This is a genomic window from Sphaerisporangium cinnabarinum, from assembly GCF_055567015.1.
Genome location: NZ_JBVHRG010000012.1, coordinates 154,883 through 177,770, shown reverse-complemented (window position 1 = coordinate 177,770; position 22,888 = coordinate 154,883). Strand labels below are relative to the sequence as shown.

Genomic DNA, 22,888 nt, shown 5'->3' with positions numbered 1-22,888 from the left:
GCTGGTTCCGGGCGGGCGACATAGATTAGCCTCACCTTTGTGAGTGGAACCTCAGCTGCCTCGGTCGCGCCGGGCCTGCCCGGCGCCCCGGCGCTCGCGGGTCACGACCTGCGGCTGTCCTACGACGACCGCACCGTGGTGCACGGCGCCGCGCTCGAGCTCGCCCCGGGGGCCGTCACGGCCCTCATCGGGCCCAACGGCTCGGGCAAGTCGACCCTCCTGCGCTCGCTCGCGCGCCTCCACCGGCCCGACGCCGGGACCGTCGCCCTGGACGACGAGCCCGACGCGCTCGCGCTCCACGCCAAGGACTTCGCGCGGCGCGTGACGCTCCTGTCGCAGAGCCGGCCCACGCCGTCGGGCGTGAGCGTGCGCGACGTCGTCGCGTACGGGCGCCACCCCTACCGCGGCCGGTTCCGCTCGAACGACCCCGACGGCCCGCGGGCGATCGCGCACGCCATGGACGTCACCGGCATCACGGCGATGGCCGACCGCGGCGTCGACGAGCTCTCCGGCGGCGAGCTGCAGCGCGTGTGGCTCGCGACGTGCCTCGCGCAGGACACGAAGGTGCTCCTGCTCGACGAGCCGACGACGTACCTCGACCTGCGCTACCAGGTCGAGCTGCTCGACCTGGTCCGCGACCTGGCGAGCGAGCACGGCGTGGCCGTGGGCGTCGTGCTGCACGACCTCAACCAGGCCGCCGCGGTGGCCGACCACGTCGTCCTGCTCCACGGCGGCGTCGTGCGCGCCACGGGCCGGGCCGAGGACGTGCTCACCACCGAGCTCCTCACCGAGGTCTACGGCATCCACGTCGACGTCTACACGCACCCCCTCACGGGGCGCACGTGCTGCGAGCCGCTCGGCCGGCACGCGGCCCGCCTGGACGCGGCCGTCCTCGTCTGACCGCTGCGTCGGGCCACCCGACGCGGCACCTCGCCGTACCTCTTCTTCGCACCCCTCCGCACCGACCCCGAAGGACACCCATGCGCTCGACCACCCGTTCCCTCGCCGCGGGAGCCGTCGCGCTCGCGACCGCGCTCGCGCTCACCGCGTGCGGCACGACCGAGGAGCCCGCGAACGACGGCACGTCCGACGGCGCGACGACCGACGCCGCGTCCGGCCCCGTCACCGTCACCGACGAGCGCGGCGAGGTCACCCTCGACGCCCCGGCCACCGACATCGTCTCGCTCGAGTGGGGCCTCACGGAGAACCTCGTGGCGCTGGGCGTCGAGCCCGTCGGCCAGGCGGACGTCGAGGGCTACAACACGTGGGACACCGTCGCGCCGATCGACGCGAGCACGCCCGACGTCGGCACGCGCGGCGAGCCCAGCCTCGACGCGATCTCCGCGCTCGAGCCGGACCTCGTCGTGACGACCACGGACCTGCCCGAGAACGTCATCGCGCAGATCGAGGAGGTCGCGCCGGTGCTCGCGCTGCGCGGCTCCGACGGGGAGGACCCCATCGGCTACATGCGCTCCACGGTCGAGACGCTCGGCACCGTGACGGGCCGCGAGGACGAGGCGGCCGCCGCGCTCGAGGAGTACGACGCGAAGATCGCCGAGGCCACCACCGCGCTCGACGAGGCGGGCCTCGCCGGGGCCGAGTTCACGATGGCCGACGGCTGGGTGACGAACGGCGCCGTCTCGATCCGCATGTACACGCCGGGCTCGTTCTTCGGCGCCATCGGCGAGGAGATCGGCCTCGTCAACGCGTGGACCGAGGGCGGGGACCCCGACTACGGCCTCGCGCAGACCGACGTCGAGGGCCTCACCCAGCTCGGCGACGTGCAGTTCCTCTACGTCGCGAGCGACTCCGAGGCGAACCCGTTCGAGGAGGGCCTCGCCGGCAACGCCGTGTGGGAGCAGCTCCCGTTCGTCACGGCCGGCGACGTGCACCGTCTGCCCGACGGCATCTGGATGTTCGGCGGCCCGCTGTCCGCCGCGGCCTACGCCGACGCGGTCGTCGAGGCCCTGACGGCCTGACGCGGCACACCTGGGCGCGCACCCCGCCAGGACGACGAGAAGGCTGACGAGACCCACTGTGAGCAGGCGAGAGCAGCGCACGACGCCGGAGCCGGACACCCTCCTCCTGGAGGACCCGGCTCCGGCCGTCGTCCCCGGCGCGGACGGCCCGGAGGGCGGCGTCCCCCCGGGCGCCCACGCCGCCCCGGGCCCGACGGCGACCGCCCCCCGTGCGCGGACGTCGCGCCTCGGGGTCGCGGGCGCGTTCCTCGCGGCGGCCGTCGTCGCGCTCGTGCTCGCCGCCGTGCACCTCACGCAGGGCACGGCCGACGTCGGCCCGCTCGACCTGCTGCGCCTCGCGACCGAGGGGGACGGGGTCGACCAGACGGTCGCCGTCCTCGTCGCGTCGCGCGTGCCGCGGCTCCTCGCCGGCCTGCTGCTGGGCGTCGCGCTCGGCGTCGCCGGGGCCGTGCTGCAGTCGGTCGCGCGCAACCCGCTCGCGTCGCCCGACACGCTCGCGGTCAACGCGGGCGCCTACCTCACGGTCGTCGTGGTCGCCGCGTTCGGCCTCTCGGTCCCGTTCTACCTCCAGGGCGGCCTCGCGTTCCTCGGCGGGCTCGCCGCGGCCGGGCTCGTGCTCGTCCTGGCGCGCGGCGGCGCCGACGGGCCGACCCGGCTCGTGCTCGCCGGCTCCGCCATCATGCTCGCGCTCCACGCGCTGACGACGGTCCTCCTCGTGCTGTTCGAGCAGGAGACCATGGGCCTGTTCGCGTGGGGGAGCGGCTCGATCGTCCAGTCGGGCACGCGCACCGTCACGCTGGCCACACCCGTCGTCGTGGTCGGCGTCCTCGCGGCGCTCGTCCTGTCGCGCCGGCTCGACCTCCTCGGCCTCGGGGACGACGCCGCGACCGTCCTCGGCGTCGACGTGCGCCGCACGCGCGTCGCCTCGGTGCTCGTCGCCGTCCTGCTCGCCTCGATCGCCGTGACCGTCGCCGGGCCGGTCGGGTTCGTCGGTCTCGCGGCGCCCGTCGTGGCCCGCCTCGTCGCACGTCGCGTGCCCGGGCTCGGGCGGCACGTGCTCCTGCTGCCCTTCGCCGCCCTCGTCGGCGTGGTCGTCGTGCTCGGCGCCGACGTCCTGCTCCGCCTCCTGCTGCCCGGGACGCTCTCGATCGCGGTGCCGACCGGCATCGTCACGACCGTCCTCGGCGCGATCCTGCTCGTGTGGCTCGCGCGCCGCCTGCGCGACTCGGGGCCCGCGTCGTCGCGCGGCGGGCACGGTGCCCTGAGCCGGCCGCGCTCGCGGCGCGCGGTCGTCGTGGTCGTGGTCGTCCTGTCGCTCGCGGTCGCCGCGGCCGCCGTGGCGGGCCTCCTGCTCGGCGACCGGGTCGTGCTGCTGGGCGACGTCGCGAACTGGTGGGCCGGGGTCGCCGGGCGGCACGTGACGTTCGTGCTCGACCAACGCGTCCCGCGTGTGCTCGCGGCCCTCCTCGCGGGCGCCGCGCTCGCGCTCGCCGGCACGATCGTGCAGGCCGTGTGCCGCAACCCGCTCGCGGAACCGAGCCTGCTCGGCGTGACGTCGGGCGCCGGCCTCGGTGCCGTGACGATGATCCTGCTCGTCCCCGGCGTCGGGATCTGGCCGATGTCCGCTGCCGCCGCGATCGGTGCCTTCGCCGTGTTCGGGCTCGTCTACGGGCTCTCCTACCGCGGCGGGCTGAGCTCCGACCGGCTCGTGCTCATCGGCATCGGCGCCCAGGCCGGGGTGATGGCGATCATCACGCTGCTCGTCGTCGTCGTCGCGCCGTGGGACGTGAACCTCGCGCTCACGTGGCTGTCGGGCTCCACGTACGGCCGCACGCTCGAGCAGCTGATCCCCGTCGCGCTCGCGCTGCTCGTGCTCACCCCGCTCACCGCGGTGTTCCGGCGCGACCTCGACGTCGTGGCGCTCGACGACGACACCCCGCGCGTCCTCGGCGTCGCGCTCGACCGCACGCGGCTGCTCCTGCTCGGCGTCGCCGCGCTGCTCACCGCCGCGGCCGTGTGCGCGATCGGGGCGCTCGCGTTCGTGGGCCTCGTCGCGCCGCACGCCGCCCGCGCGCTCGTCGGCTCCCGGCACTCCCGGGTCGTGCCCGTCGCGATGCTGCTCGGGGCCCTCCTCGTGTCCGTCGCGGACACGCTGGGCCGCGTCGTCATCGCGCCGGGGCAGATCCCCGCGGGTCTCGGCGCCGCGCTGCTGGGCGCGCCGTACTTCGTCTACCTGCTCTGGCGCAGCCGCGGCCGCGGAGCGTGACGTGTCTCACCCTGCCGGGCGCAGGTCCGCGTCCCGGACGGGTTGACCCCGCCGTGGGCGCGTAGGTTAGCCTCACCTGTGTGAGCCAGACCGTCGTCGCACCCCGCACCCGCGCTCGTCGTCCCGTCGCCCGTGCGACCGCCCCCTGGCGCTTCTTCGACGTCGAGGTGGCGCGGGTCGAGCAGCTCTCGCCGAGCTTCCGCCGCTTCACCTTCACGGGCCCCGAGCTCGACCTCTTCGGCGACCCGGGTCTCGACGTCCGGATCAAGTTCGTGCTCCCCGCGCCCGACGGCGGCTACGAGCACCTCGTGCGCGACGCCGAGTCCTGGTACGCCGCGTGGCGCGACCAGCCGGAGGAGCGCCGCAACCCGCTGCGCACCTACACGACCGTCGCGGTGCGCCCCGAGGCGCGCGAGGTCGACGTGGACGTCGTGCTGCACGGCGACGCCGGCCCCGCGTCGCGCTGGGCGCTCGCCGCCGAGGTCGGCACGCCGCTCGTCCTGCTCGGCCCGGACGCCACGTTCGACGGGCCGGCGGGCGGCATCGAGTTCCGGCCGCCCACCCGCCCGCACGCGCTCCTGCTCGCGGGCGACGAGACCGCGCTGCCCGCCATCGCGGCGATCTGCGAGGACCTGCCCGCCGACGCGTGGGGCGAGGTCTACGTCGAGGTCCCGCACGTGGGCGACGCGCGCGACCTCGTGACCCCGCCCGGGGTGCGCGTGACGTTCCTCGCGCGCGACGACGTCCCCGGCGGGCCGCACGACGCCCACGGCGCGCGCCTCGTGCCGGCCGTCAAGGAGGCCGCCGCGCGCATGCTCGGTGCGGGCGTCCTCGGGACGGACCCGCCCGTCCAGTGCCGCACCGCGGAGGACCTCGAGGACGTCGACGTCGACGCGTCGATCCTCTGGGAGGTCCCCGGGCTCCTCGACGAGGAGACCGTCCTCTACGCGTGGCTCGCAGGCGAGGCGAGCGCCATCAAGACGCTGCGTCGCCACCTCGTCGCCGACCTCGGCGTCGACCGCCGCGCCGTCGCGTTCATGGGCTACTGGCGAGAGGGCCGCGCGGAGAGCTGACGCGGTCCCGCGATCCGGTCGAGAGACCCCGTCGAGACACGAGAAGTGGCCCCGCACCGAGCACGGTGCGGGGCCACTTCTCGCATCTCGGCAGCGGGTCAGCACGCGTCTGCTGCGACCCGTCGGCGACGGTACCGAGCGCCGGTACCGAGTGCGCCGGCACGACGTCCGGCGACGAGAGAGGGAGGCCTGAGCGGCCTCCCTTTCCAAGGTATAGCGCACGGGGGGTCTTGCGGCAAGGCCCCCTCGGGGGCGCAGAATCTCCGCTCGTGCGCGGGTCGTCGTGGCCCGTGCGTCCCTCCGCAGGACCCGGACCGGAGCTGATGACGTTGCCCGACGCCCCCGTGACCGCCGCCCGCACCACCGACCCGTCCAGCCGCCCGTCGACCCACCCGACCGCGGGCCAGGACCCGCAGCCCGCACCGTTCTTCGAGCTGCCCACCCGCCTGGCCGCGAAGGCCGACCCCGCGCTCGTCGATACCGACGAGCGCCACTTCGCCGCGATCGCGGCGAGCCTCGAGCACTCCGTCGCCGACCTCGCGCAGCGTCTCGACGCCGCGCGCCGCGCACCCGGCGGGAGCGGGACCGAGGCGCTCGAGCGCGACCAGGAGATCCACCGGCTCAGCGGCCGGTTGCGGCTGCTGCAGCGCTACGGCGTCGACCTGTGCCTGGGCCGCATGACGTTCGCCGACGGTTCCGCCCCGGTGTACGTGGGCCGCGTGGGCCTCACCGGCCCGGCGGGGGAGCGCCTGCTCGTCGACTGGCGCTCGCGCGCCGCGGAGCCGTACTTCGCGGCGACGCCCGCGCAACCGCTCGGCCTCGCGGCGCGGCGCCGGTACCGGTGGGCGCGCGGGCGCGTCACCGACTACTGGGACGAGGAGCTCGTGCCCGACGGCGCCGGGTCGAGCGCGGCGCTCGACGACCAGTCGGCGTTCGTCGCGAGCCTCGGCGCGAGCAGGTCCCCGCGGATGCGCGACGTGCTCGGCACGATCCAGGCCGACCAGGACGCGATCGTGCGCGCGGGCTCCCGGGGCGCGCTCGTCGTCGACGGCGGCCCCGGCACGGGCAAGACGGTCGTGGCGCTGCACCGCGCCGCCTACCTGCTGTACGCCGACCCGCACGTGGGCGGCGGGCACGAGAGCGGGAACGGTGGTGGGCGCGGCGGGGTGCTCGTCGTCGGGCCCAGCCGTCCCTACCTCGCGTACGTGGCCGACGTGCTGCCGGGCCTCGGCGAGGAGGGCGTGCAGACCTGCACGCTGCGCGACCTCGTCCCCGAGGGCGCGACGGCGCGCGCCGAGGCCGACCCCGAGGTGGCGCGGCTCAAGGCGTCGGCGGGGCTCGTCGCCGCGATCGAGCCCGCCGTGCGGTTCTCCGAGCGCCCGCCCGCCGAGGGCATGGAGGTCGAGACGCCGTGGGCCGACGTCTGGCTCTCCACCGCCGAATGGACCGAGGCGTTCGAGTCCGTCGACCCGGGCACCCCGCACAACGAGGCGCGCGACGACGTGTGGGGCGCGCTCGTCGAGATCCTCGTGGACAAGGCCTGCGGGGGAGCCGCGGAGGACGGCGTCGACGTCGAGGCCGACGACGTGCGCCGCGCCCTGCGCGCCCACCGCGGGCTCGGCGCCGCGTTCGACCGCGCGTGGCCCCTCGTGGAGCCGACGGACCTCGTCGCCGACCTGTGGTCCGTGCCCGCCTACCTGCGGCTGTGCGCGCCGTCGCTCACGCCCGAGCAGGTGCGCGCGCTCCAGCGCCCGGACGCGCACGCGTGGACGACGGCGGACCTCCCGCTGCTCGACGCCGCGCGCCGTCGGCTCGGCGACCCGGAGACGTCGCGCCGGCGCCGCCGCAACGAGGCCGCCGTCGCGGCGGAGCGCGCGCGCATGGACGACGTCGTCGACCACCTCGTCGCGACCGACGACAGCGAGCTCGGGGTCATGCAGATGCTGCGCGGCCAGGACCTGCGCGACGCGCTCGTGGACGACGGCGCGCTCGTCGTCGCGACCCCGGACCGCCTCGCGGGGCCGTTCGCGCACGTCGTCGTCGACGAGGCGCAGGAGCTCACCGACGCCGAGTGGCAGATGGTCCTCAGCCGCTGCCCGTCGCGCAGCCTCACGGTCGTCGGGGACCGGGCCCAGGCACGCCACGGCTTCCCGGAGAGCTGGCGCGAGCGGCTCGCGCGCGTGGGCTTCGCCCGCGTCGAGGAGGCGTCGCTGAGCGTCAACTACCGCACGCCGCGGGAGATCATGGCCGAGGCGGAGCCCGTCGTCCGGGCCGCGCTCCCGGACGCCAACGTCCCGACGTCGGTGCGCAGCACGGGCGTGCCCGTCACCCACGGGCCGGTCGCGGACCTCGACGCGGTCCTCGACGCGTGGCTCGCCGAGCACGCGGACGGCACGGCGTGCGTCATCGGTGCCACCGAGCCGTCCGGCGACGGGTCGGACGGCAGGGTCGGTGACGGGTCGGACGGCAAGGTCGGTGACGTCGGTGACGAGGGCGGCGGGTCCGCGCGGGTGCGGTGGCTCACGCCCGAGGCGGCGAAGGGCCTCGAGTTCGACCTCGTGGTGCTCGTGGACCCGCGCGCGTTCGGCGACGGCGTCGAGGGAGCCGTGGACCGTTACGTCGCGATGACGCGCGCGACGCAGCGGCTCGTCGTCCTGGAGGACTGACCGCCGAGCACGACCCGAGGGTCGTCGGGGATGCCCAGGGCGTCTCGGGTCGTGCTCGGAGCGAGGGGTGCGGTCAGGCCACCGGGACGGCGAGGTCCTCGACGACCTCGACGCCGGGCAGGCGCCCGAGGAGGTCTCCGGGGAGCAGCAGCTTCGAGCGCCGCACGCCGCTCCCGACCAGCGCGAGCGCGCCGTCGGTCACGACACGGGAGTCGACGAGCACGCGCCACCCCTCGGGCAGCCCGACGGGCGTGATCCCGCCGTACTCCATGCCGGACTCCGCCGTCGCGCGGTCGGTCGGCAGGAACGACGCCTTGCGCACGTCGAGCAGCTTGCGGATGCGCGTGTTGACGTCGGCGCGCGTGTGCGCGCGCACGACGGCGGCGGCGACGCGCTCGTCGCCCGCGCGCGTGCCGCCCACGACGACGCAGTTCGCCGACGCCTCGACGGGCAGGTCGAACGCGGCGTTGAGCGTCGCGGTGTCGGCGAGGTCGGGGTCGATCTCCGTCACGGCGACGAGCGTCGCGACGTCCGGCTCGGCGTCGGCCCACCGGCGCAGCGCGTCGGCGGTCACAGGGGCGACGAGGTCGAGGTGGTCGAGCGCCGGCTCCCAGGTGAGCGAGCCGAGCGTGGGCAGCGTCGTGCGGGCGTCCATGCCGCCAGCCTGCCACCCCGGCGGCCTCCCGCGCGGAAGAGGCCGGATGCCGAACATGCCCTCCGAGCCCGCCGAGCCCGCCGAGCATGCGGTCGCGGCCCGTGCCGCCCACCGGACGGGCGACAGCCGCATGGTCGGCGGGGGAGAAGGGTCAGGTAGAGGTCGAGGGTTTCGGGCAAGTCTCCAGCGGGGGTCGAGGGTTGGGGCGGGCATCTCGGACGAAGCAGGCGCCTCCGGCCTGCGGAGTTGACACCCCGCGGCGGCAGTCGTTCACTGGAATTGTTCGAACGTCTGTTCGAAAGTCAGCGGGTGCAGCACGCCGCCCGCAGCAGTCGACGCGCGGTGCGCGTCCCGTCCGAGCACCACCCCGGGAGGCGAGATGACCCTTCTCGCCGACCCCGCCGAGCGGGCGGGGGCGTCCGGCCAGACGACGGGAGCGGCCGTCGACAAGGCCGAGCGGGCCCGCGCCGTCCTGCGCCGCGCGGAGGAGCGTACGGGGGTCCGCCGACACCGCCCCGTCGTCGCCCCCGCGCCCCCCGAACCGCTCACCGCCCCGGCGGCACCGGCCGTCGTCCCGCGCGCCGACACCGTCCCGCGTGCCGACACCGTCTCGCGTGCCGATGCTCTCCCGCGTGGCGGCACCGCGCTCCTCGCCGAGGTCGCCCCGCTCGCGGACGCCGCCTCGTCGACGGCCGTCCGGCCCGCCCCTGCCGCGCCGCCCGAACCTCCGGCGCGCGCCCGCACGCGCCACGCCATCGCCTCGGGCGCGAGCCGGGACGTGGGCACGGACGAGCGGTGGTGGCCGGTGCACGACGCGCTCGCGCCGCTCCTCCCGCTCGGCGCCCTGCAGCGCGGCACCGTGCTGGCGGTGCGCGGCTCGACGAGCCTCCTGCTCGCGCTCGTCGCGCGGCCGTCGCGGGCCGGGGCGTGGACCGCCGCCGTCGGGTTCCCCGCCGTCGGGCTGCTCGCGGCCGCCGACGCCGGCGCCGACCTCGACCGCGTCGTGCTCGTCCCGCGGCCCGGCCCCGACGCGGCGCTCGCGATCTCGGCGCTCGTCGACGGCCTGGACGTCGTGGTCGTCGGGCCCGACGCCGCCCTCACCGACCCCGACCGACGGCGCCTGGCCGCACGGGCGCGCGAGCGCGGGGCGCTGCTCGTCGCCGCGGGGACGTGGCCGGGCGCGCACGTCGCGCTCACCGTGACGGGCGGCGGCTGGTCCGGGGCGGACCGCGGTGCGGGCTGGCTGCGCCGTCGCACCCTCGTCGTCGAGCGCGCGGGCCGCGGGGGAGCCGCGCGCCCCACGCGGGTCGAGGTCGAGCTCCCGCTCGCCCACGACGACTGGCCCGCGTTCCTCGCCGAGGACGACCGCGGCACCCGGCCCGCGGCCGGGACCGGCACCACCGCGGCCGAGACCACCGCGGCCGAGACCGCCGCGGCCGAGACCGCCGTGACCGCCCGCACGACCCGCACCGGCCCCGCGCCGGTCGAGGACCCCGACCGGCCCTCCCGGCTCCGGCTCGTCGGATGAGCACGAGCCCGACCCGCACGGCCGCCCTGTGGGTGCCGGACTGGCCGGTGCTCGCGGCGATGGCGGTGCGCGACGTCCCCGCGCACGTCCCCGCCGCGACGCACGACGGCCGCCGCGTCGTCGCCGTCTCCGCGACCGCGCGCGCCCAGGGTGTGCGCCGGGGCATGCGCCGCCGTCGGGCCCGCGAGTGCTGCCCCGAGCTCGAGCTGCTCGACGTCGACGACGCGCGCGACGCCCGCGAGTTCGAGCCCGTCGCGCTCGCGGCCGAGACCGTCGTCGCGGGGCTGGAGATCACCCGGCCCGGCCTGCTGCTCCTGCCCGCCGCCGGGGCGAGCCGGTACCACGGGTCCGACGCCGCGCTCGCGGAGGCGCTCGTCGCGCGCGTCGCCGAGCGCACCGGGCACGAGAGCCAGGTGGGCGTCGCCGACGGCATCCTCGCCGCCGTGCTCGCCGCACGGGACGCCGTCGTCGTCCCGCCCGGCCGCTCCGCCGCGTTCCTCGCGCCCCGGCCGGCGCGCGACCTCGTGCACGTCACCGCCCGGCCGGACGCCGCCGTCGCGGTCGACGAGCTCGTGGACCTCCTGGGCCGGCTCGGCGTGCGGACCCTCGGGGCGCTCGCGGCCCTGCCGCCCGCGACCGTCGAGGGACGCTTCGGCGACCTCGGCGCGTGGGCGCACCGGCTCGCGCGCGGCGAGGACCTGCGCCCGCCCGCGCGGCGCCGCGTCGAGCCCGACGTCGCGGTGAGCGCCGAGCTCGACCCGCCCGCCGAGCGCGTCGACGTCGCGACCTTCGCCGCGCGGCGGCTCTCCGAGGACCTGCACGACCAGCTCGTCGCGCGCTCGCTCGTCGCCGGGCGCCTGCGCATCACCGCGCGGACCGTCGAGGGCGACGACCTCGAGCGCACCTGGCGGCTCGACGGGCCGGGTGCGATGAGCCCGGCGCGCCTCACGGACAAGGTCCGGTGGCAGCTCGAGGGCTGGCTCACCACCACGTCCGTCCGCGCCGGGCGCGCGGCCCGGGCCGCGCGTCGTGGCGGCGAGCAGGGATCACCCGGCGGGGCCGACGTCGTCCCGGGCGTCGCGCCGCTGGCCCGCCTGTCCCTCACGGCCGAGGAGGTCGTCCCGGCGGGGGCGGAGCAGCCGCGCCTGTGGGGCGCGTCGAGCGGCGAGGACGCGCGCGCCCATCGCGCGCTCGGGCGCGTGCAGGGCATCCTCGGCGGCGACGCCGTCCTGCGCGTCCAGGTCCAGGGCGGCCGCGACGCGACGGACCGCGTGCACCTCGTGCCGTTCGGGGAGGACGTCGCGCGCCCGCGCGACCCGGCCCTGCCGTGGCCCGGCGCGCTGCCGAGCCCGGCCCCCGCGCTCGTGCCCGTCGAGCCGCAGGACGTCGTCGTGCTCGACGACGCCGGGCGGCCCGTCGTCGTCGACGCGCGCCTCGCGATGAGCGGCGAGCCCGCGACCGTGCGGTGGCCCGACCCCGCGCCGGAGGAGGGCCCGCGCCGCGCGGCGGCACGCCGGGACGAGACGGCGCTGCCCGGGCCCGGGTCGTCGCGCGCCGTCGTCGACTGGGCCGGGCCGTGGCCGCTCGCCGAGCGCTGGTGGACGCCCGCGCCGCGGCGTCGTGTGCACGTCCAGGTCCTGCTCGACGACGGCCGCGGCCTGCTCCTCGCGAGCGCGCGCGGGCGCTGGACCGTGGAGGGCCTGTATGACTGACCGCACCGCCGGCCCGCGCTACGCCGAGCTCCACGCGCACTCCGCGTTCAGCTTCCTCGACGGCGCGTCCCACCCCGAGGAGCTCGCCGCCGAGGGCGCGCGGCTCGGGCTGTCGGCGCTCGCCGTCACCGACCACGACGGCCTGTACGGCGTCGTGCGCTTCGCCGAGGCCGCGCGCAAGGTCGGGCTCCCCACGGTCTTCGGGTCCGAGCTGCACCTGCCCGCGCCGACCGGGACCGGCGCGCCCGTGCTCGACCCGCCCACCGGCGTCCCCGACCCGCGCTCGACCCACCTGCTCGTGCTCGCGCGCGGCACGCAGGGCTACCGCAACCTGTCGCGCGCGATCGCGACCGCGCACCTCGCGACGGGAACCAAGGGCGCCGCCGACTACCGCCTCGAACAGCTCGCGGCGGAGGCCGCCGGGCAGTGGCTCGTGCTCACCGGGTGCCGCAAGGGCGCGGTGCGGCGCGCGCTCGTCACGTCCGGGCGCGCCGCGGCCCGCCGCGAGCTCGACCGCCTCGTCGCCCTCTTCGGCGCCGACAACGTCGCCGTCGAGATCACCACGACCGACGACCCGCGCGACGCCGACCTGCACGCGGCGCTCGCCGACCTCGCCGCCGAGGCCCGGTTGCCGCTCGTGGCGACGACCGCCGCGCACTACGCGCACCCGCGCGACGCCGACCTCGCGGGGGCGCTCGCGGCCGTGCGTGCGCGCTCGTCGCTCGACGACCTCGACGGCTGGCTGCCCGGTGCCCCGACGACGCACCTGCGCTCCGCGGCGGAGATGCTCGCGCGCCACCCCCGGCACCCGCAGGCCGTCGCGACCGCGGCCGCCCTGGGGGACGAGTGCGCGTTCGACCTGCACCTCGTCGCGCCCGACCTGCCGCCGTACCCGGTGCCGGACGGGCACACGGAGGCCACGTGGCTGCGCGAGCTCGTGCGGCGCGGCGGCGAGGACCGGTACGGGCCGCGCGGCCAGGAGAAGATCAGGGGCGCGTGGGCGCAGATCGACCACGAGCTGCGCGTCATCGAGGACCTGCACTTCCCGGGGTACTTCCTCGTCGTCTACGACCTCGTCGAGTTCTGCCGCAGGAACGGGATCCTCGCCCAGGGCCGGGGGTCGGCCGCGAACTCCGCGGTCTGCTACGCGCTCGGCATCACGGCCGTCGACGCGGTGAAGCACGGCCTGCTGTTCGAGCGCTTCCTCGCGCCCGAGCGCGACGGCCCGCCGGACATCGACATCGACATCGAGTCGGCGCGACGCGAGGAGGTCATCCAGCACGTCTACGCGACGTTCGGGCGCACGCACGCCGCGCAGGTCGCGAACGTCATCTCCTACCGGCCGAAGTCGGCGGTGCGCGACGCGGCCCGGGCGCTCGGGTACGACGTCGGGCAGGCCGACGCGTGGAGCAAGTCGATCGAGCGGTGGGGGTCGCTGCGCGGTCCCGACCCGTCGTCGCCCGCGGCGGACCGGGCGGCGAAGGAGCGGGCGATCGCGGCGAAGACCCCGGGGTCAACCGGCCCGGCCGCCCCGCGGGTCACGACGCGCACCGCTCGGAAGGACGCCGCGACGTCGCGCCTGTGGGGGAGCCGGGACTGGTCGCCCGACCTCACGGGCCGGGGCGCGCGCGTCGTCGACCCGCTCGCCGTGGACGACGGCGAGGTCCTGCGCGCGGACGACACGCACGACGTCGTGCCCGCGCACCGGCCGCCGTCGGCCGCGCAGGAGGGCGAGATCCCGGACGCGGTGCTCGACCTCGCCGACCGGATGCTGCGCCTCCCGCGGCACCTGGGCATCCACTCGGGCGGCATGGTCATGTGCGACCGCCCGGTCATCGAGGTGTGCCCCGTGGAGTGGGCGCGCATGGAGGGCCGCACCGTCCTGCAGTGGGACAAGGAGGACTGCGCGGACGCGGGGCTCGTGAAGTTCGACCTCCTGGGCCTCGGGATGCTCACGGCGCTGCGCATCGGGTTCGACCTCGTGGAACGGCACGAGGGCGGCCCGCGCCTCGCGCTGCACACGCTGCCCGAGGACGACCCGGCGGTGTACGACCTGCTGTGCGCGGCCGACACCGTCGGCGTGTTCCAGGTCGAGTCGCGCGCGCAGATGGCGACGCTCCCGCGCCTGCGACCCCGAAGGTTCTACGACATCGTCATCGAGGTCGCGCTCATCCGCCCCGGGCCCATCCAGGGCGGGTCCGTGCACCCGTACATCAACCGGGCGCGGGGTCGGGAGGAGGTGACGTTCCTGCACCCGCTGCTGGAGAAGTCGCTCGGCAAGACGAAGGGCGTGCCGCTGTTCCAGGAGCAGCTCATGCAGATGGCGATCGACGTCGCGGGCTTCTCCCCGAAGGAGTCCGACCAGCTCCGGCGCGCGATGGGGTCCAAGCGGTCGGTCGAGCGCATGGAGGAGCTGCGGGGGCGGCTCATGGACGGGATGCGGGAGAAGGGCGTCACCGACCCGGCCGTGCGCGAGGAGATCTACGACAAGCTCAAGGCGTTCGCCGACTTCGGGTTCCCCGAGTCGCACGCGTACTCGTTCGCGTTCCTCGTCTACGCGAGCTCGTGGCTCAAGGTGCACCACCCCGCCGCGTTCTACGCGGGGCTGCTCGCGGCGCAGCCCATGGGGTTCTACTCGCCGCAGTCGCTCGTGGCGGACGCACGCCGCCACGGCGTCACCGTGCTGCGTCCCGAAGTCAACGCGTCCGACGTCGAGGCGACGGTCGAGCGGCTGCCCGCCGACCATGCGGGTGCCGACCCTCAGGACGTCCGGACGGGCAGCGACCGCATGCTCGGCGGGGAGGTGCGGGTCGACACCCGCTACGGGCCGGAGCCCGACCTCGGGCTCGCGGTGCGGCTCGGGCTCGCGAGCGTGCGCGGGCTGGGGAAGGACGCGGCCGAGCGCGTCGTCGCGGCGCGCGGGGCACCGGGGGAGGGACGGCCCTTCAGCGACCTGCGCGACCTCGTGCGGCGCGTCGACCTCACGACCGCCCAGCTCGAGGGGCTCGCGACCGCCGGCGCGACCGACGGCCTCGGCGTGACACGACGCGAGGCGCTGTGGGCGGCCGGCGCGCTCGCGCAGGAGGGTCCGGGGACGCTGCCGGGCGTGAGCGTCGGCGTCGAGGCGCCGGCGCTGCCCGGCATGACCGACGTCGAGACCGCCGTCGCCGACGTCTGGGCCACGGGCGTGTCCACCGGCTCCTACCCGACGCAGTACGTGCGTGACGGCCTCACCGCGGCCGGGGTGCTCACCGTCGTCGGCGCCGTCGCGGTGTCGCGCGAGATCGAGCAGGTCGACGAGGCGGAGCGCGCCGCGGGCGAGGTGCCGGGCACGCGCCCGCACCCGCCGTCGCGCGTCGCCGTGGGCGGCGTCGTCACGCACCGGCAACGGCCCGGGACCGCCGGAGGCGTGACGTTCCTGTCGCTCGAGGACGAGACGGGCATCCTCAACGTCGTGTGCTCGCCCGGGCTGTGGCAGCGGTTCCGGAAGGTCGCGCGCGGGTCCGCGGCGCTCGTCGTGCGCGGGCGGCTCGAGCGGGCCGACGGCGCCACGAACCTCGTCGCGGAGCACCTCGCGCCGCTCTCGCTCCAGGTCGGCACGACCTCGCGCGACTTCCGCTGACGCGCGAGGCGGGACCGCGGCGCCGCGGGCGGCGTGGTAGGAACGGACCGGGTACCGCTCGGGCGACGACGCCCCCGGGCCCGGACCGTCTCGCCGACGAGAGGAACCCGTGATGCCGCCCCGTCTCACCGCCCGCACGATGCTCTGGACCGGGGTCGGCCTGGCCGTCGGGAGCGCGCTCGTCCAGAACGTCGGCCTCATGCACCTCACCTACGCGTTCGCGGGCACCTGGTTCGTGGGCGTGCTGCTCACCGTGCTGCAGGTCGCGTTCACCGGGGGCGTCGTGCTCGCCGCGGGGTCGTTCGTCGTGCGGGCGCTCCAGCCCGACGACGGCGCCCCGTCCGGGCGGTCGGCTGCCGCGTCGCCGTGGGAGGACCGGGACAACCGGCTGTCCTGACCCGGGGCGCTCGCGGCCGGTGGACGGGCACCGTCGTGCGGGGGTCGGTCGTGCCGGGCTTGATCGTGCGGGCGTGGTCGGCGCGGCCTACGGGCCGACGGGCACCGCGACGCACACCTCGAACGTGTCCCGCGCGCGGCGCAGCAGGTACCGCACCTCCTGCGCCTCCTGCTCGTTCGCGTACTCGTCGCGGTAGCTCCAGCGCGCGTGCGCCCAGACGAGCGCGTCGCCGACCTCCTCGACCCCGACGAGGTGCGCGACCACGCCGACGAGCCCGCGCTCGCGGAACCCCCGGGCGAGCTCGGCCGTCGACGCGCGCACGTCCTCGGGGTCGCCGAGGAGCACCGCGTCGGTCGTGCCGACGACGAGCGCCGGGAAGGCGTAGCTCTCGCCGATCGTGTCGAGGTCGCCCGTCGAGAGCGCGACGCCGTAGGTCGTGAGGAACGTCCGGACGTCGTCGGCGTCGAAGGACTCGGTGGAGGGCTCCATGGTCCCGTTCTACCCCGTCCGCCGGGACCCGGCGCGGGCGGCGCGCGCCCGCGGCCTGGTGATCAGGGCCGCAGGGCCGCCCCGACCTGCTCGAGGAGTGCGAGGTCCGCAAGGATTGTCGCGTGCTCGGCGGCGACCCGGGCCGTGTCGTCGGGGTCCGCCGTCGTGCGCGCCGCGGCGGGGGTGGTCGTGGGGGTCCCCGGCGCGAGGACCGCGAGCCCGTGCTCGACCACCGGGGCGAGGTAGTCGGCGTCGAGCACGATCTCCGAGCGCTCGACGCCGCGGGACGTGCGCACCGCGACCGCGAACCCCGCGGTCGGGTGGGCGACCGGGTCCAGGAGGAGCAGCCGGACGTCGACGCCGCCCAGCCGCGTCGTGGCGACGATCCCGTCCGCCGAGCGCGTCACGACGGGTGGTGACCACGCCGCTCCGGGCGGCGCGCCGACGACGGCGCGCGCGGCCTCGACGACGTGGATGCCGAGGAAGAACAGCCCGTCGCGCTCGTCGTCCGGGTCCGCGGGGCCGGACACCTCGACGGCAGGCCCGGGCGGCGCCGTCGTGCGGTCGGTCGCAAGGGCGGCGTGCGCCGCCGCGACCTCGGGCGCGAACCGCAGCGCGGACGCCGTCGTCACGGCCGTGCCGTGCGCGCGCGCCACGTCGAGCGTCGCCCGCGCGTCGGCCACCGACGCGGCGAACGGCTTGTCCACGAGCACCGGGACGCCCGCCGCGAGGAGCGCACGCGCCGCGGCGCCGTGCCGCCGCCCCGCGCGGTGGGCGACGATCGCGGCGTCGACCTTCCCGACGACGTCGGGCACGGTGGTGTCACCCGCGCCCAGGGAATGCCCGCCGGCCGCGGCGAGCTCCGCCCGGCGGCCCGGCTCCCCGTCGACGAGCGCCACGAGCCGCACGCCGGGCCAGCGCCGCTCGGCGGCCACGAGCCGCACGTAGTGGTCGGCGTGGGACGAGTCGAGACCGACGAGGGCGAGGCGCAGCACGCGGTCGATCGTCGCACGCTGCGCGCGGATGGCCGGACGGCCGGACGGCGTCGGCGTGCCCCGGAGTCACCACGCCCGGGCGAGCAGCACCGCGAAGAGCTCGTCGGCGTCCGTCTCGAGCCCGCGCGAGGCGAACCACGCGGCCATGGTGCGGCAGTCGCGCAGGAGGAGCTCGGTGCCGAACGGGTTCGCCACGAGGTCCACGACCTGCGGCAGGTCGATGACGACGATCCGGTCGCCGTCCGCCAGGACGTTGTACGGCGACAGGTCGCCGTGCGCGTAGCCGAGCCGGGCGAGTACGGCCATGGCGTCACGGACCTGGTCCCACCACGACGCGAGGAGGTCGCGGTCGGGCCGCGTGCGCGCGAGCCGCGGCGCGGCCTCGTGCGACACGCCGTCGGACGTGCCGACGAACTCCATGAGGATCTCGTCGCCGTCGATCTGGACGGGGTACGGGACGGGCGCACCGGCCGACCACAGCTCGCACAGCGCGGCGAACTCCGCCGCGGCCCACTGCCCGGCCGCGACCTGGCGCCCGTAGCGCGACTTGCGGTCGAGGGCGCGACGGTCGCGCGTCCGGCGCACGCGGCGGTCCTCGGTGTAGACCGTGTCGCGCCGGAACGAGCGGTGGTCGAGGTCGCGGTAGCGCTTCGCGGCGAGCAGGCTGCGGCGCGCGGGGTCGCCGGGGACGGCCCGCTCCAGGAGGAAGACGTCCGCCTCCTTGCCGGTCTTGAGCAGGCCGAGCTCGGTGTCGAGGGCGGCGTCAGCCGTCACCACCCAGTCGGGGTGCGGCTCCGGCCCGCGCTGTCCCTTCTCGACGGCGGACCACGTGGACCAGCGCTGGTCGTCGCCGAGCGCCGCGTCGAGGACACCGGCCTCGGCCTCGGCGTCGGCCAGGTCGGCGAGGCGCCGCAGGCGGCGCGGCGGGGGAGTGCGGGGGTCGCGCGCCAGGGCGGGCGGGAGGGAGAGGTCGGGGTACGGCAGGTCGTGCTCGGGCACGGGGGCTCCTCGGGGGAGGGGAGCGCGCGTCGCCGCGGCCGCCGGGCCGGGCGGTCGGGGACGGTCGTCGCGAGCGGTCGTGGACCGGTCAGCGGCGGCGGGGGCTCCCGGGGGTGGTGGACACGCGAGCGGGGGTCGTCCAGCTCATGGCGTTCCTCCTCTCCTCCGGTGCCCGACGGCGCGGGCGACGTCCTGCGACCGTCCCATCACCGCGCGCCCCGGCGCAACGGAATTACGGCGGATACGCTCGCCCCCATGACGGCGCCGTCGACGAGGGCTGCGGGACTGACGTCGCAGGACGTCGCGGAACGCGTCGCCGACGGCCGGGTCAACCGGCTGCCGCCCCGTTCGGGGCGCACGACGTGGGACATCGTGCGCGCGAACACCATGACCCGGATCAACGCCGTGCTGGGGGTCCTCCTCGTCCTGGCGCTGAGCACGGGCTCGCTGGTCAACAGCCTCTTCGGACTCGCGATCCTCGCGAACGCCGGCATCGGGATCGTCCAGGAGCTGCGTGCCAAGCGCACGCTGGACGCGCTGGCGATCGTGGGGCGGGCACCCGTGCGCGTGCGCCGCGACGGGGCGGGGACGGAGGTCGACCAGGCGGACGTCGTCGTCGACGACGTGGTCGAGCTCGGCGCCGGCGACCAGGTCGTCGTCGACGGCCGGGTGGTCGAGTCCACCTCGCTCGAGGTCGACGAGTCCCTCCTCACCGGCGAGTCGGACCCGGTCGTCAAGCAGCCCGGGGACCGGCTGCTGTCCGGGAGCTTCGTGGCGGCCGGCTCGGGCGCCTACCGGGCGACGGAGGTCGGCGCGGACGCGTACGCCGCGCGGCTCGCGCACGAGGCGAGCGCGTTCACGCTCGTGCGCTCGGAGCTGCGTGCCGGCATCGACAGGATCCTGCGGGTCATCACCTGGCTGCTGGTCCCCGCGGGCGTCCTCACGGTGGTGAACCAGCTCGTCATCTCGCAGCAGGGGTTCCGGCAGTCCGTCCTCGGCATGGTCGCGGCGCTCGTGCCGATGGTCCCCGAGGGCCTGGTGCTCCTGACGTCCGTGGCCTTCGCGATCGGGGTGGTCCGGCTCGGCCGACGCCGGTGCCTCGTCCAGGAGCTGCCGGCCATCGAGGGGCTGGCGCGCGTCGACGTGGTGTGCGCGGACAAGACGGGCACGCTCACGGAGAACGGGATGCGCCTCGCGCGGGTGGACGTGCTCGACGGCGCCCGGAGCGACGTGGAGCGCGCCCTGGCGGCGCTCGCCGCCCTCGACCCGCGGCCCAACGCGTCCGTCGCCGCGGTCGCGGAGGCGTTCCCCGAGCCGCCGGCCTGGCAGGCGACCGCCGTCGTCCCGTTCTCGTCGGCCGCGAAGTGGTCCGGGATGTCGTTCGCGGACGTCGAGGGTCCCCGCGGGAACTGGGTCCTCGGTGCGGCGGACGTGCTGCTCGACCCCCGGTCCGACGTGGCGCAGCAGGCGACGGACCTCGGCGCCCATGGCCTGCGCGTGCTGCTCGTCGCGTCGACCGACACGCCGGTCGACGCCGCCGCCCCGGACGGAGGCGCCCCGGGGCGCCTCGTCCCGCGGGCGCTCGTCGCGCTCGAGCAACGGGTCCGCGCCGACGCCCGGCAGACCCTGGACTACTTCCACGCCCAGGGCGTCACGGTGAAGGTGATCTCGGGTGACAACCCGGTGTCCGTCGCCGCGGTCGCGCGGTCCCTCGGCCTGGGCGGTCCCGCGACGTCGGTCGACGCCCGGAGCCTGCCCTCCGACCGCGAGGAGCTCGCGACCGTCGTCGAGGGCGCCACGACGTTCGGCCGGGTGCGGCCGGACCAGAAGCGGGCCGTCGTCGGGGCGCTGCAGGCGCGCGGGCACACCGTCGCCATGACGGGGGACGGCGTGAACGACGTGCTGGCGCTCAAGGACGCGGACATCGGCGTGGCCATGGGGTCGGGGAGCCCCGCCGCGCGGTCCGTGGCGCAGCTCGTGCTGCTGGACGACCGCTTCGCGACGCTGCCGTCCGTGGTCGGCGAGGGCCGTCGGGTGATCGGGAACATCGAACGGGTCGCGCACCTCTTCCTCACCAAGACCGTGTACGCGGTGGTGCTGGCCGTCCTGGTGGGCCTCGCGGGGGTCGGTGCGTGGCTCGTCGGCGCCGACCCCGTCTCCTACCCGTTCCTGCCGATCCACGTGACCGTCGCGGCGTGGTTCACGATCGGGGTCCCCGCGTTCGTGATGTCCCTGGCGCCCAACGACGAACGGGCCCGGCCCGGCTTCGTGGCGAGGGTGCTCCGGCTCGCGGTGCCCGCGGGGGTGTCGATCGGTGTCCTGACCTTCGTGTGCTACCTCGTGGTGGACCCGGGCGCGGGCGGGGCGTCGTTGGGCGGCCCGACGGACACGCTCGCCCCGGAGGAGATGCGGGCGTCGACCGCGGCCCTGGCCACCCTGCTCGTGGGCGCGCTGTGGGTGCTCGCGGTCGTGGCGCGCCCGTACACGTGGTGGAAGGCGCTCCTGGTCGGCTTCTCGGTGGCCTTCTACGTCGGGCTCTTCAGCGTCCCCGCGCTCCGCGCGCTGCTCTCGCTCGACGTCTCCGACCCCGGGTCGCTCGGTGTCGGCCTGGCGTGCGGCGTGCTTGCGATCCTCCTGACGGAGGTCCTGCGGTGGTCGACGGCGCGTCTGTCCCGCGTCCGCGCCGCGGGCTGAGGTCGTCCTCAGGACCTCGCGGGACGGCTCAGGCGGCCCCGGACGCGAGGACCTGGATCGCGGCCACCACGCGCTCGTACGTCCCCAGGGTGTCGAAGCCCATCTGGTCGAGCGCAGCCCACACGAACCCGACCGTCGCGTACAGCCCGACGGCCGTCGCGAGGATCCACTCGCGCACCGACCCCGTGGAGCCGAGCAGGGGGAGGGCGAAGCTCCCGCTCGGGCGCCACACGTCGTCGACGACGAGCGAGCGCCGCACCCAGCGCGGCGAGCGGATCTTCACCGGCCAGAGCAGGGGAGCGCCGTTGGTCGTGAGCACGTCGCCGAGGATGTGGACCGTGACGCCGAGCCCCACCGCGACGGGCAGCCAGTTCCACTCCTCCGGGGAGAACAGGGCGACGAGCGCGGCGACGGTGAGCGACGTGACCCACGGCACGAGCCTGCCGCGCCGCGTGAGCTTGAGCGCTTTGAGTGCGAGCGCGACGAGGAGCACGGCGAGCAGCCCGCCGCCGACGTAGACCGTGCCGAAGCTCGCGGTCTCGACCGTGACGAGGCCCGCGAGCCAGGCGAGCGCGGTGAACACCGCGATGCCGAGGAACGAGTGCGTGCCCTGGCGGTGCCCGCCCGCGACCGTCTCGACGGCGTCGGACACCCACTCGCTCACGGGCGGCAGCGAGTGCGCGAACGTGCCGTTGTGGTGGTCGGCGTCGGGCAGGAGCGCGGCCCCGGCGCACACGACCGCACCCGTCATGACCCCGACCGACGACACGGGGTGCCAGCCGAGGGCGAACGGGGCCGTCGACGTCACGGCGATCCACGCCGCCGCCCCGGTCGCGGCGTGGTTGGCACCCATCATGGCGGCGCATCTCCTGTCGTCGGGCCCGCGCGCGGTTCGTCGGCGTCGGGAGGTCTGTCCGGAACGTCCGGAACCCTACCCGGTGCCGCCGACAGTCCCGGTCGGTCGCCCGCAAGGCCGAGAGTTTTCGCGTCGGCGAGGAGAAAAGTGTGCCAAGCGGCCTGACTTCAGCCTGGGTCGGTCGCCGGAGTCCGACCCGCCGAGCCCTGACGGGGGAGGCGAAGGCTGCGTCCTGCGCGGAGGGCGCACGGGGGGCGCACGGGGGGCGGGTTTGCGCGGAGAGCGGGCGAGCTCGTCTGCGGTGAGGAAAGGTCTGCAGGCGGGATATCCGGGTGGTGCGCGGGTCTCGGCCGGAGATTCTTGGACGAATTCGAGAAATGAGGTTGTGCGGTTCGGGAAAGGCGCGTACGGTCTACCTCGGTCGACGACATTCCGGTGCGTGGGCCACCCGACATGACCGAGAGGAGCAGTGCCGTGCGCGAACCCGTCCAGCAGGACCGGCGACGTCCCGTCCTGCCCTGCGAGCAGCCGCGCGTCGTGCTGCCCGTGGCGTATCTCAGCGTGTCCTCGTTCCTCGCCGGCGACTCCGGCGGTCCTGTCGTCTGACCACAGCGTCGTCACGACAGGCCGTCCCGGGACATCGCCGGGGCGGCCTTTTTCTTGTGCGGGAATGCGCCCTGGCCGGGTGCGTCTTTCGTGCTGCCATTCCAATTCTCCGCCGTCGGCGCGCATTTGTCGTGCGCCTCGCGGTGAAACGCACTGCCTTCGTGGTCCAACGGACACGACGCCGCTCTACGGAAGCGGAGACGGGGGTTCGACTCCCTCCGAGGGCACCTGGACGCCTCGCGTCCCGTCTGCTCGACGTTAAGGAGCACCAGCGCGCGTAGCTCAGCGGACAGAGCACCGGCTTCCGGAGCCGGGCGTCGGGGGTTCGAGTCCTCCCGTGCGCACCGAATA

The 22,888-nt window shown here is 76.2% G+C and carries 16 protein-coding genes and 2 tRNA genes; 13 read left to right on the top strand and 5 right to left on the bottom strand.

Annotated elements, in window-relative coordinates; all coding sequences use genetic code 11:
• Window positions 1-39: 39 nt before the first annotated feature.
• From ACZ4MO_RS17285 to helR, 5 genes are all read left to right on the top strand, one after another.
• Window positions 40-900: an ABC transporter ATP-binding protein gene (locus ACZ4MO_RS17285; RefSeq protein WP_051876422.1), complete on the top strand. Its 861-nt coding sequence runs from the start codon at window positions 40-42 to the stop codon at window positions 898-900.
• Between the two features lie 80 nt (window positions 901-980).
• The gene (locus ACZ4MO_RS17280; protein WP_108049087.1) at window positions 981-1,979 is read left to right on the top strand and encodes an ABC transporter substrate-binding protein; all 999 of its coding nucleotides are present in this window, start codon (window positions 981-983) and stop codon (window positions 1,977-1,979) included.
• A 58-nt stretch (window positions 1,980-2,037) separates the two neighbouring features.
• Window positions 2,038-4,245 carry an iron ABC transporter permease gene (locus ACZ4MO_RS17275; protein WP_255437359.1) on the top strand — a complete coding sequence of 736 codons (2,208 nt, stop codon included), beginning with the start codon at window positions 2,038-2,040 and terminating at the stop codon, window positions 4,243-4,245.
• A gap of 80 nt (window positions 4,246-4,325) precedes the next feature.
• Window positions 4,326-5,318: a siderophore-interacting protein gene (locus tag ACZ4MO_RS17270; protein WP_043656901.1), complete on the top strand. Its 993-nt coding sequence runs from the start codon at window positions 4,326-4,328 to the stop codon at window positions 5,316-5,318.
• A 323-nt stretch (window positions 5,319-5,641) separates the two neighbouring features.
• Window positions 5,642-7,984, top strand: a complete 2,343-nt coding sequence (gene helR / locus ACZ4MO_RS17265) for an RNA polymerase recycling motor ATPase HelR (RefSeq protein ID WP_255437358.1) — start codon at window positions 5,642-5,644, stop codon at window positions 7,982-7,984.
• Between the two features lie 73 nt (window positions 7,985-8,057).
• Here the strand turns inward: helR and ACZ4MO_RS17260 are convergent, their stop codons facing one another.
• Window positions 8,058-8,639: a YbaK/EbsC family protein gene (locus tag ACZ4MO_RS17260; protein ID WP_074806990.1), complete on the bottom strand. Its 582-nt coding sequence runs from the start codon at window positions 8,637-8,639 to the stop codon at window positions 8,058-8,060.
• A 379-nt stretch (window positions 8,640-9,018) separates the two neighbouring features.
• On the opposite strand from ACZ4MO_RS17260, the gene imuA' reads away from it, so the two are divergent.
• From imuA' to ACZ4MO_RS17240, 4 genes are all read left to right on the top strand, one after another.
• Window positions 9,019-10,167: a DnaE2-dependent mutagenesis accessory factor ImuA' gene (imuA', locus tag ACZ4MO_RS17255; protein ID WP_175009847.1), complete on the top strand. Its 1,149-nt coding sequence runs from the start codon at window positions 9,019-9,021 to the stop codon at window positions 10,165-10,167.
• Window positions 10,164-11,879: a Y-family DNA polymerase gene (locus ACZ4MO_RS17250; RefSeq protein WP_175009846.1), complete on the top strand. Its 1,716-nt coding sequence runs from the start codon at window positions 10,164-10,166 to the stop codon at window positions 11,877-11,879. The genes imuA' and ACZ4MO_RS17250 overlap by 4 nt, the downstream gene beginning before the upstream one ends.
• Entirely contained in the window at window positions 11,872-15,501 is a 3,630-nt protein-coding gene (locus ACZ4MO_RS17245) for an error-prone DNA polymerase (protein WP_209829776.1), read from the top strand. Before ACZ4MO_RS17250 ends, ACZ4MO_RS17245 begins: the two co-directional genes overlap by 8 nt.
• A 112-nt stretch (window positions 15,502-15,613) precedes the next feature.
• Window positions 15,614-15,898, top strand: coding sequence for a hypothetical protein (locus ACZ4MO_RS17240; protein WP_175009844.1), 285 nt, complete (start codon window positions 15,614-15,616; stop codon window positions 15,896-15,898).
• A gap of 87 nt (window positions 15,899-15,985) precedes the next feature.
• Here ACZ4MO_RS17240 and ACZ4MO_RS17235 read toward each other — a convergent pair whose 3' ends face one another.
• The 3 genes from ACZ4MO_RS17235 to ACZ4MO_RS17225 form a co-directional block, all read right to left on the bottom strand.
• Complete coding sequence (locus tag ACZ4MO_RS17235; RefSeq protein WP_074806972.1) at window positions 15,986-16,387, bottom strand: DUF6841 family protein; 402 nt, start codon at window positions 16,385-16,387, stop codon at window positions 15,986-15,988.
• A 62-nt stretch (window positions 16,388-16,449) separates the two neighbouring features.
• On the bottom strand, window positions 16,450-17,382 hold the full coding sequence (locus ACZ4MO_RS17230; RefSeq protein ID WP_175009843.1) for a Gfo/Idh/MocA family oxidoreductase: 933 nt from the start codon (window positions 17,380-17,382) through the stop codon (window positions 16,450-16,452).
• Window positions 17,383-17,448: 66 nt separating this feature from the next.
• Entirely contained in the window at window positions 17,449-18,381 is a 933-nt protein-coding gene (locus ACZ4MO_RS17225) for a serine protein kinase RIO (RefSeq protein WP_342779612.1), read from the bottom strand.
• A gap of 255 nt (window positions 18,382-18,636) precedes the next feature.
• On the opposite strand from ACZ4MO_RS17225, the gene ACZ4MO_RS17220 reads away from it, so the two are divergent.
• Entirely contained in the window at window positions 18,637-21,075 is a 2,439-nt protein-coding gene (locus tag ACZ4MO_RS17220) for an HAD-IC family P-type ATPase (RefSeq protein WP_175009842.1), read from the top strand.
• 28 nt (window positions 21,076-21,103) lie between these two features.
• Here ACZ4MO_RS17220 and ACZ4MO_RS17215 read toward each other — a convergent pair whose 3' ends face one another.
• Window positions 21,104-21,931 (bottom strand): metal-dependent hydrolase, encoded by an 828-nt coding sequence (locus tag ACZ4MO_RS17215; RefSeq protein WP_175009841.1) that lies wholly within the window; start codon window positions 21,929-21,931, stop codon window positions 21,104-21,106.
• Window positions 21,932-22,405: 474 nt separating this feature from the next.
• Between ACZ4MO_RS17215 and ACZ4MO_RS17210 the strand changes: the two genes are divergently transcribed.
• From ACZ4MO_RS17210 to ACZ4MO_RS17200, 3 genes are all read left to right on the top strand, one after another.
• On the top strand, window positions 22,406-22,537 hold the full coding sequence (locus ACZ4MO_RS17210; RefSeq protein ID WP_255318583.1) for a hypothetical protein: 132 nt from the start codon (window positions 22,406-22,408) through the stop codon (window positions 22,535-22,537).
• A 155-nt stretch (window positions 22,538-22,692) separates the two neighbouring features.
• Window positions 22,693-22,764: transfer RNA gene (locus ACZ4MO_RS17205), tRNA-Arg, on the top strand.
• 44 nt (window positions 22,765-22,808) lie between these two features.
• Window positions 22,809-22,881 (top strand) — tRNA-Arg (locus ACZ4MO_RS17200).
• Window positions 22,882-22,888: the final 7 nt, after the last annotated feature.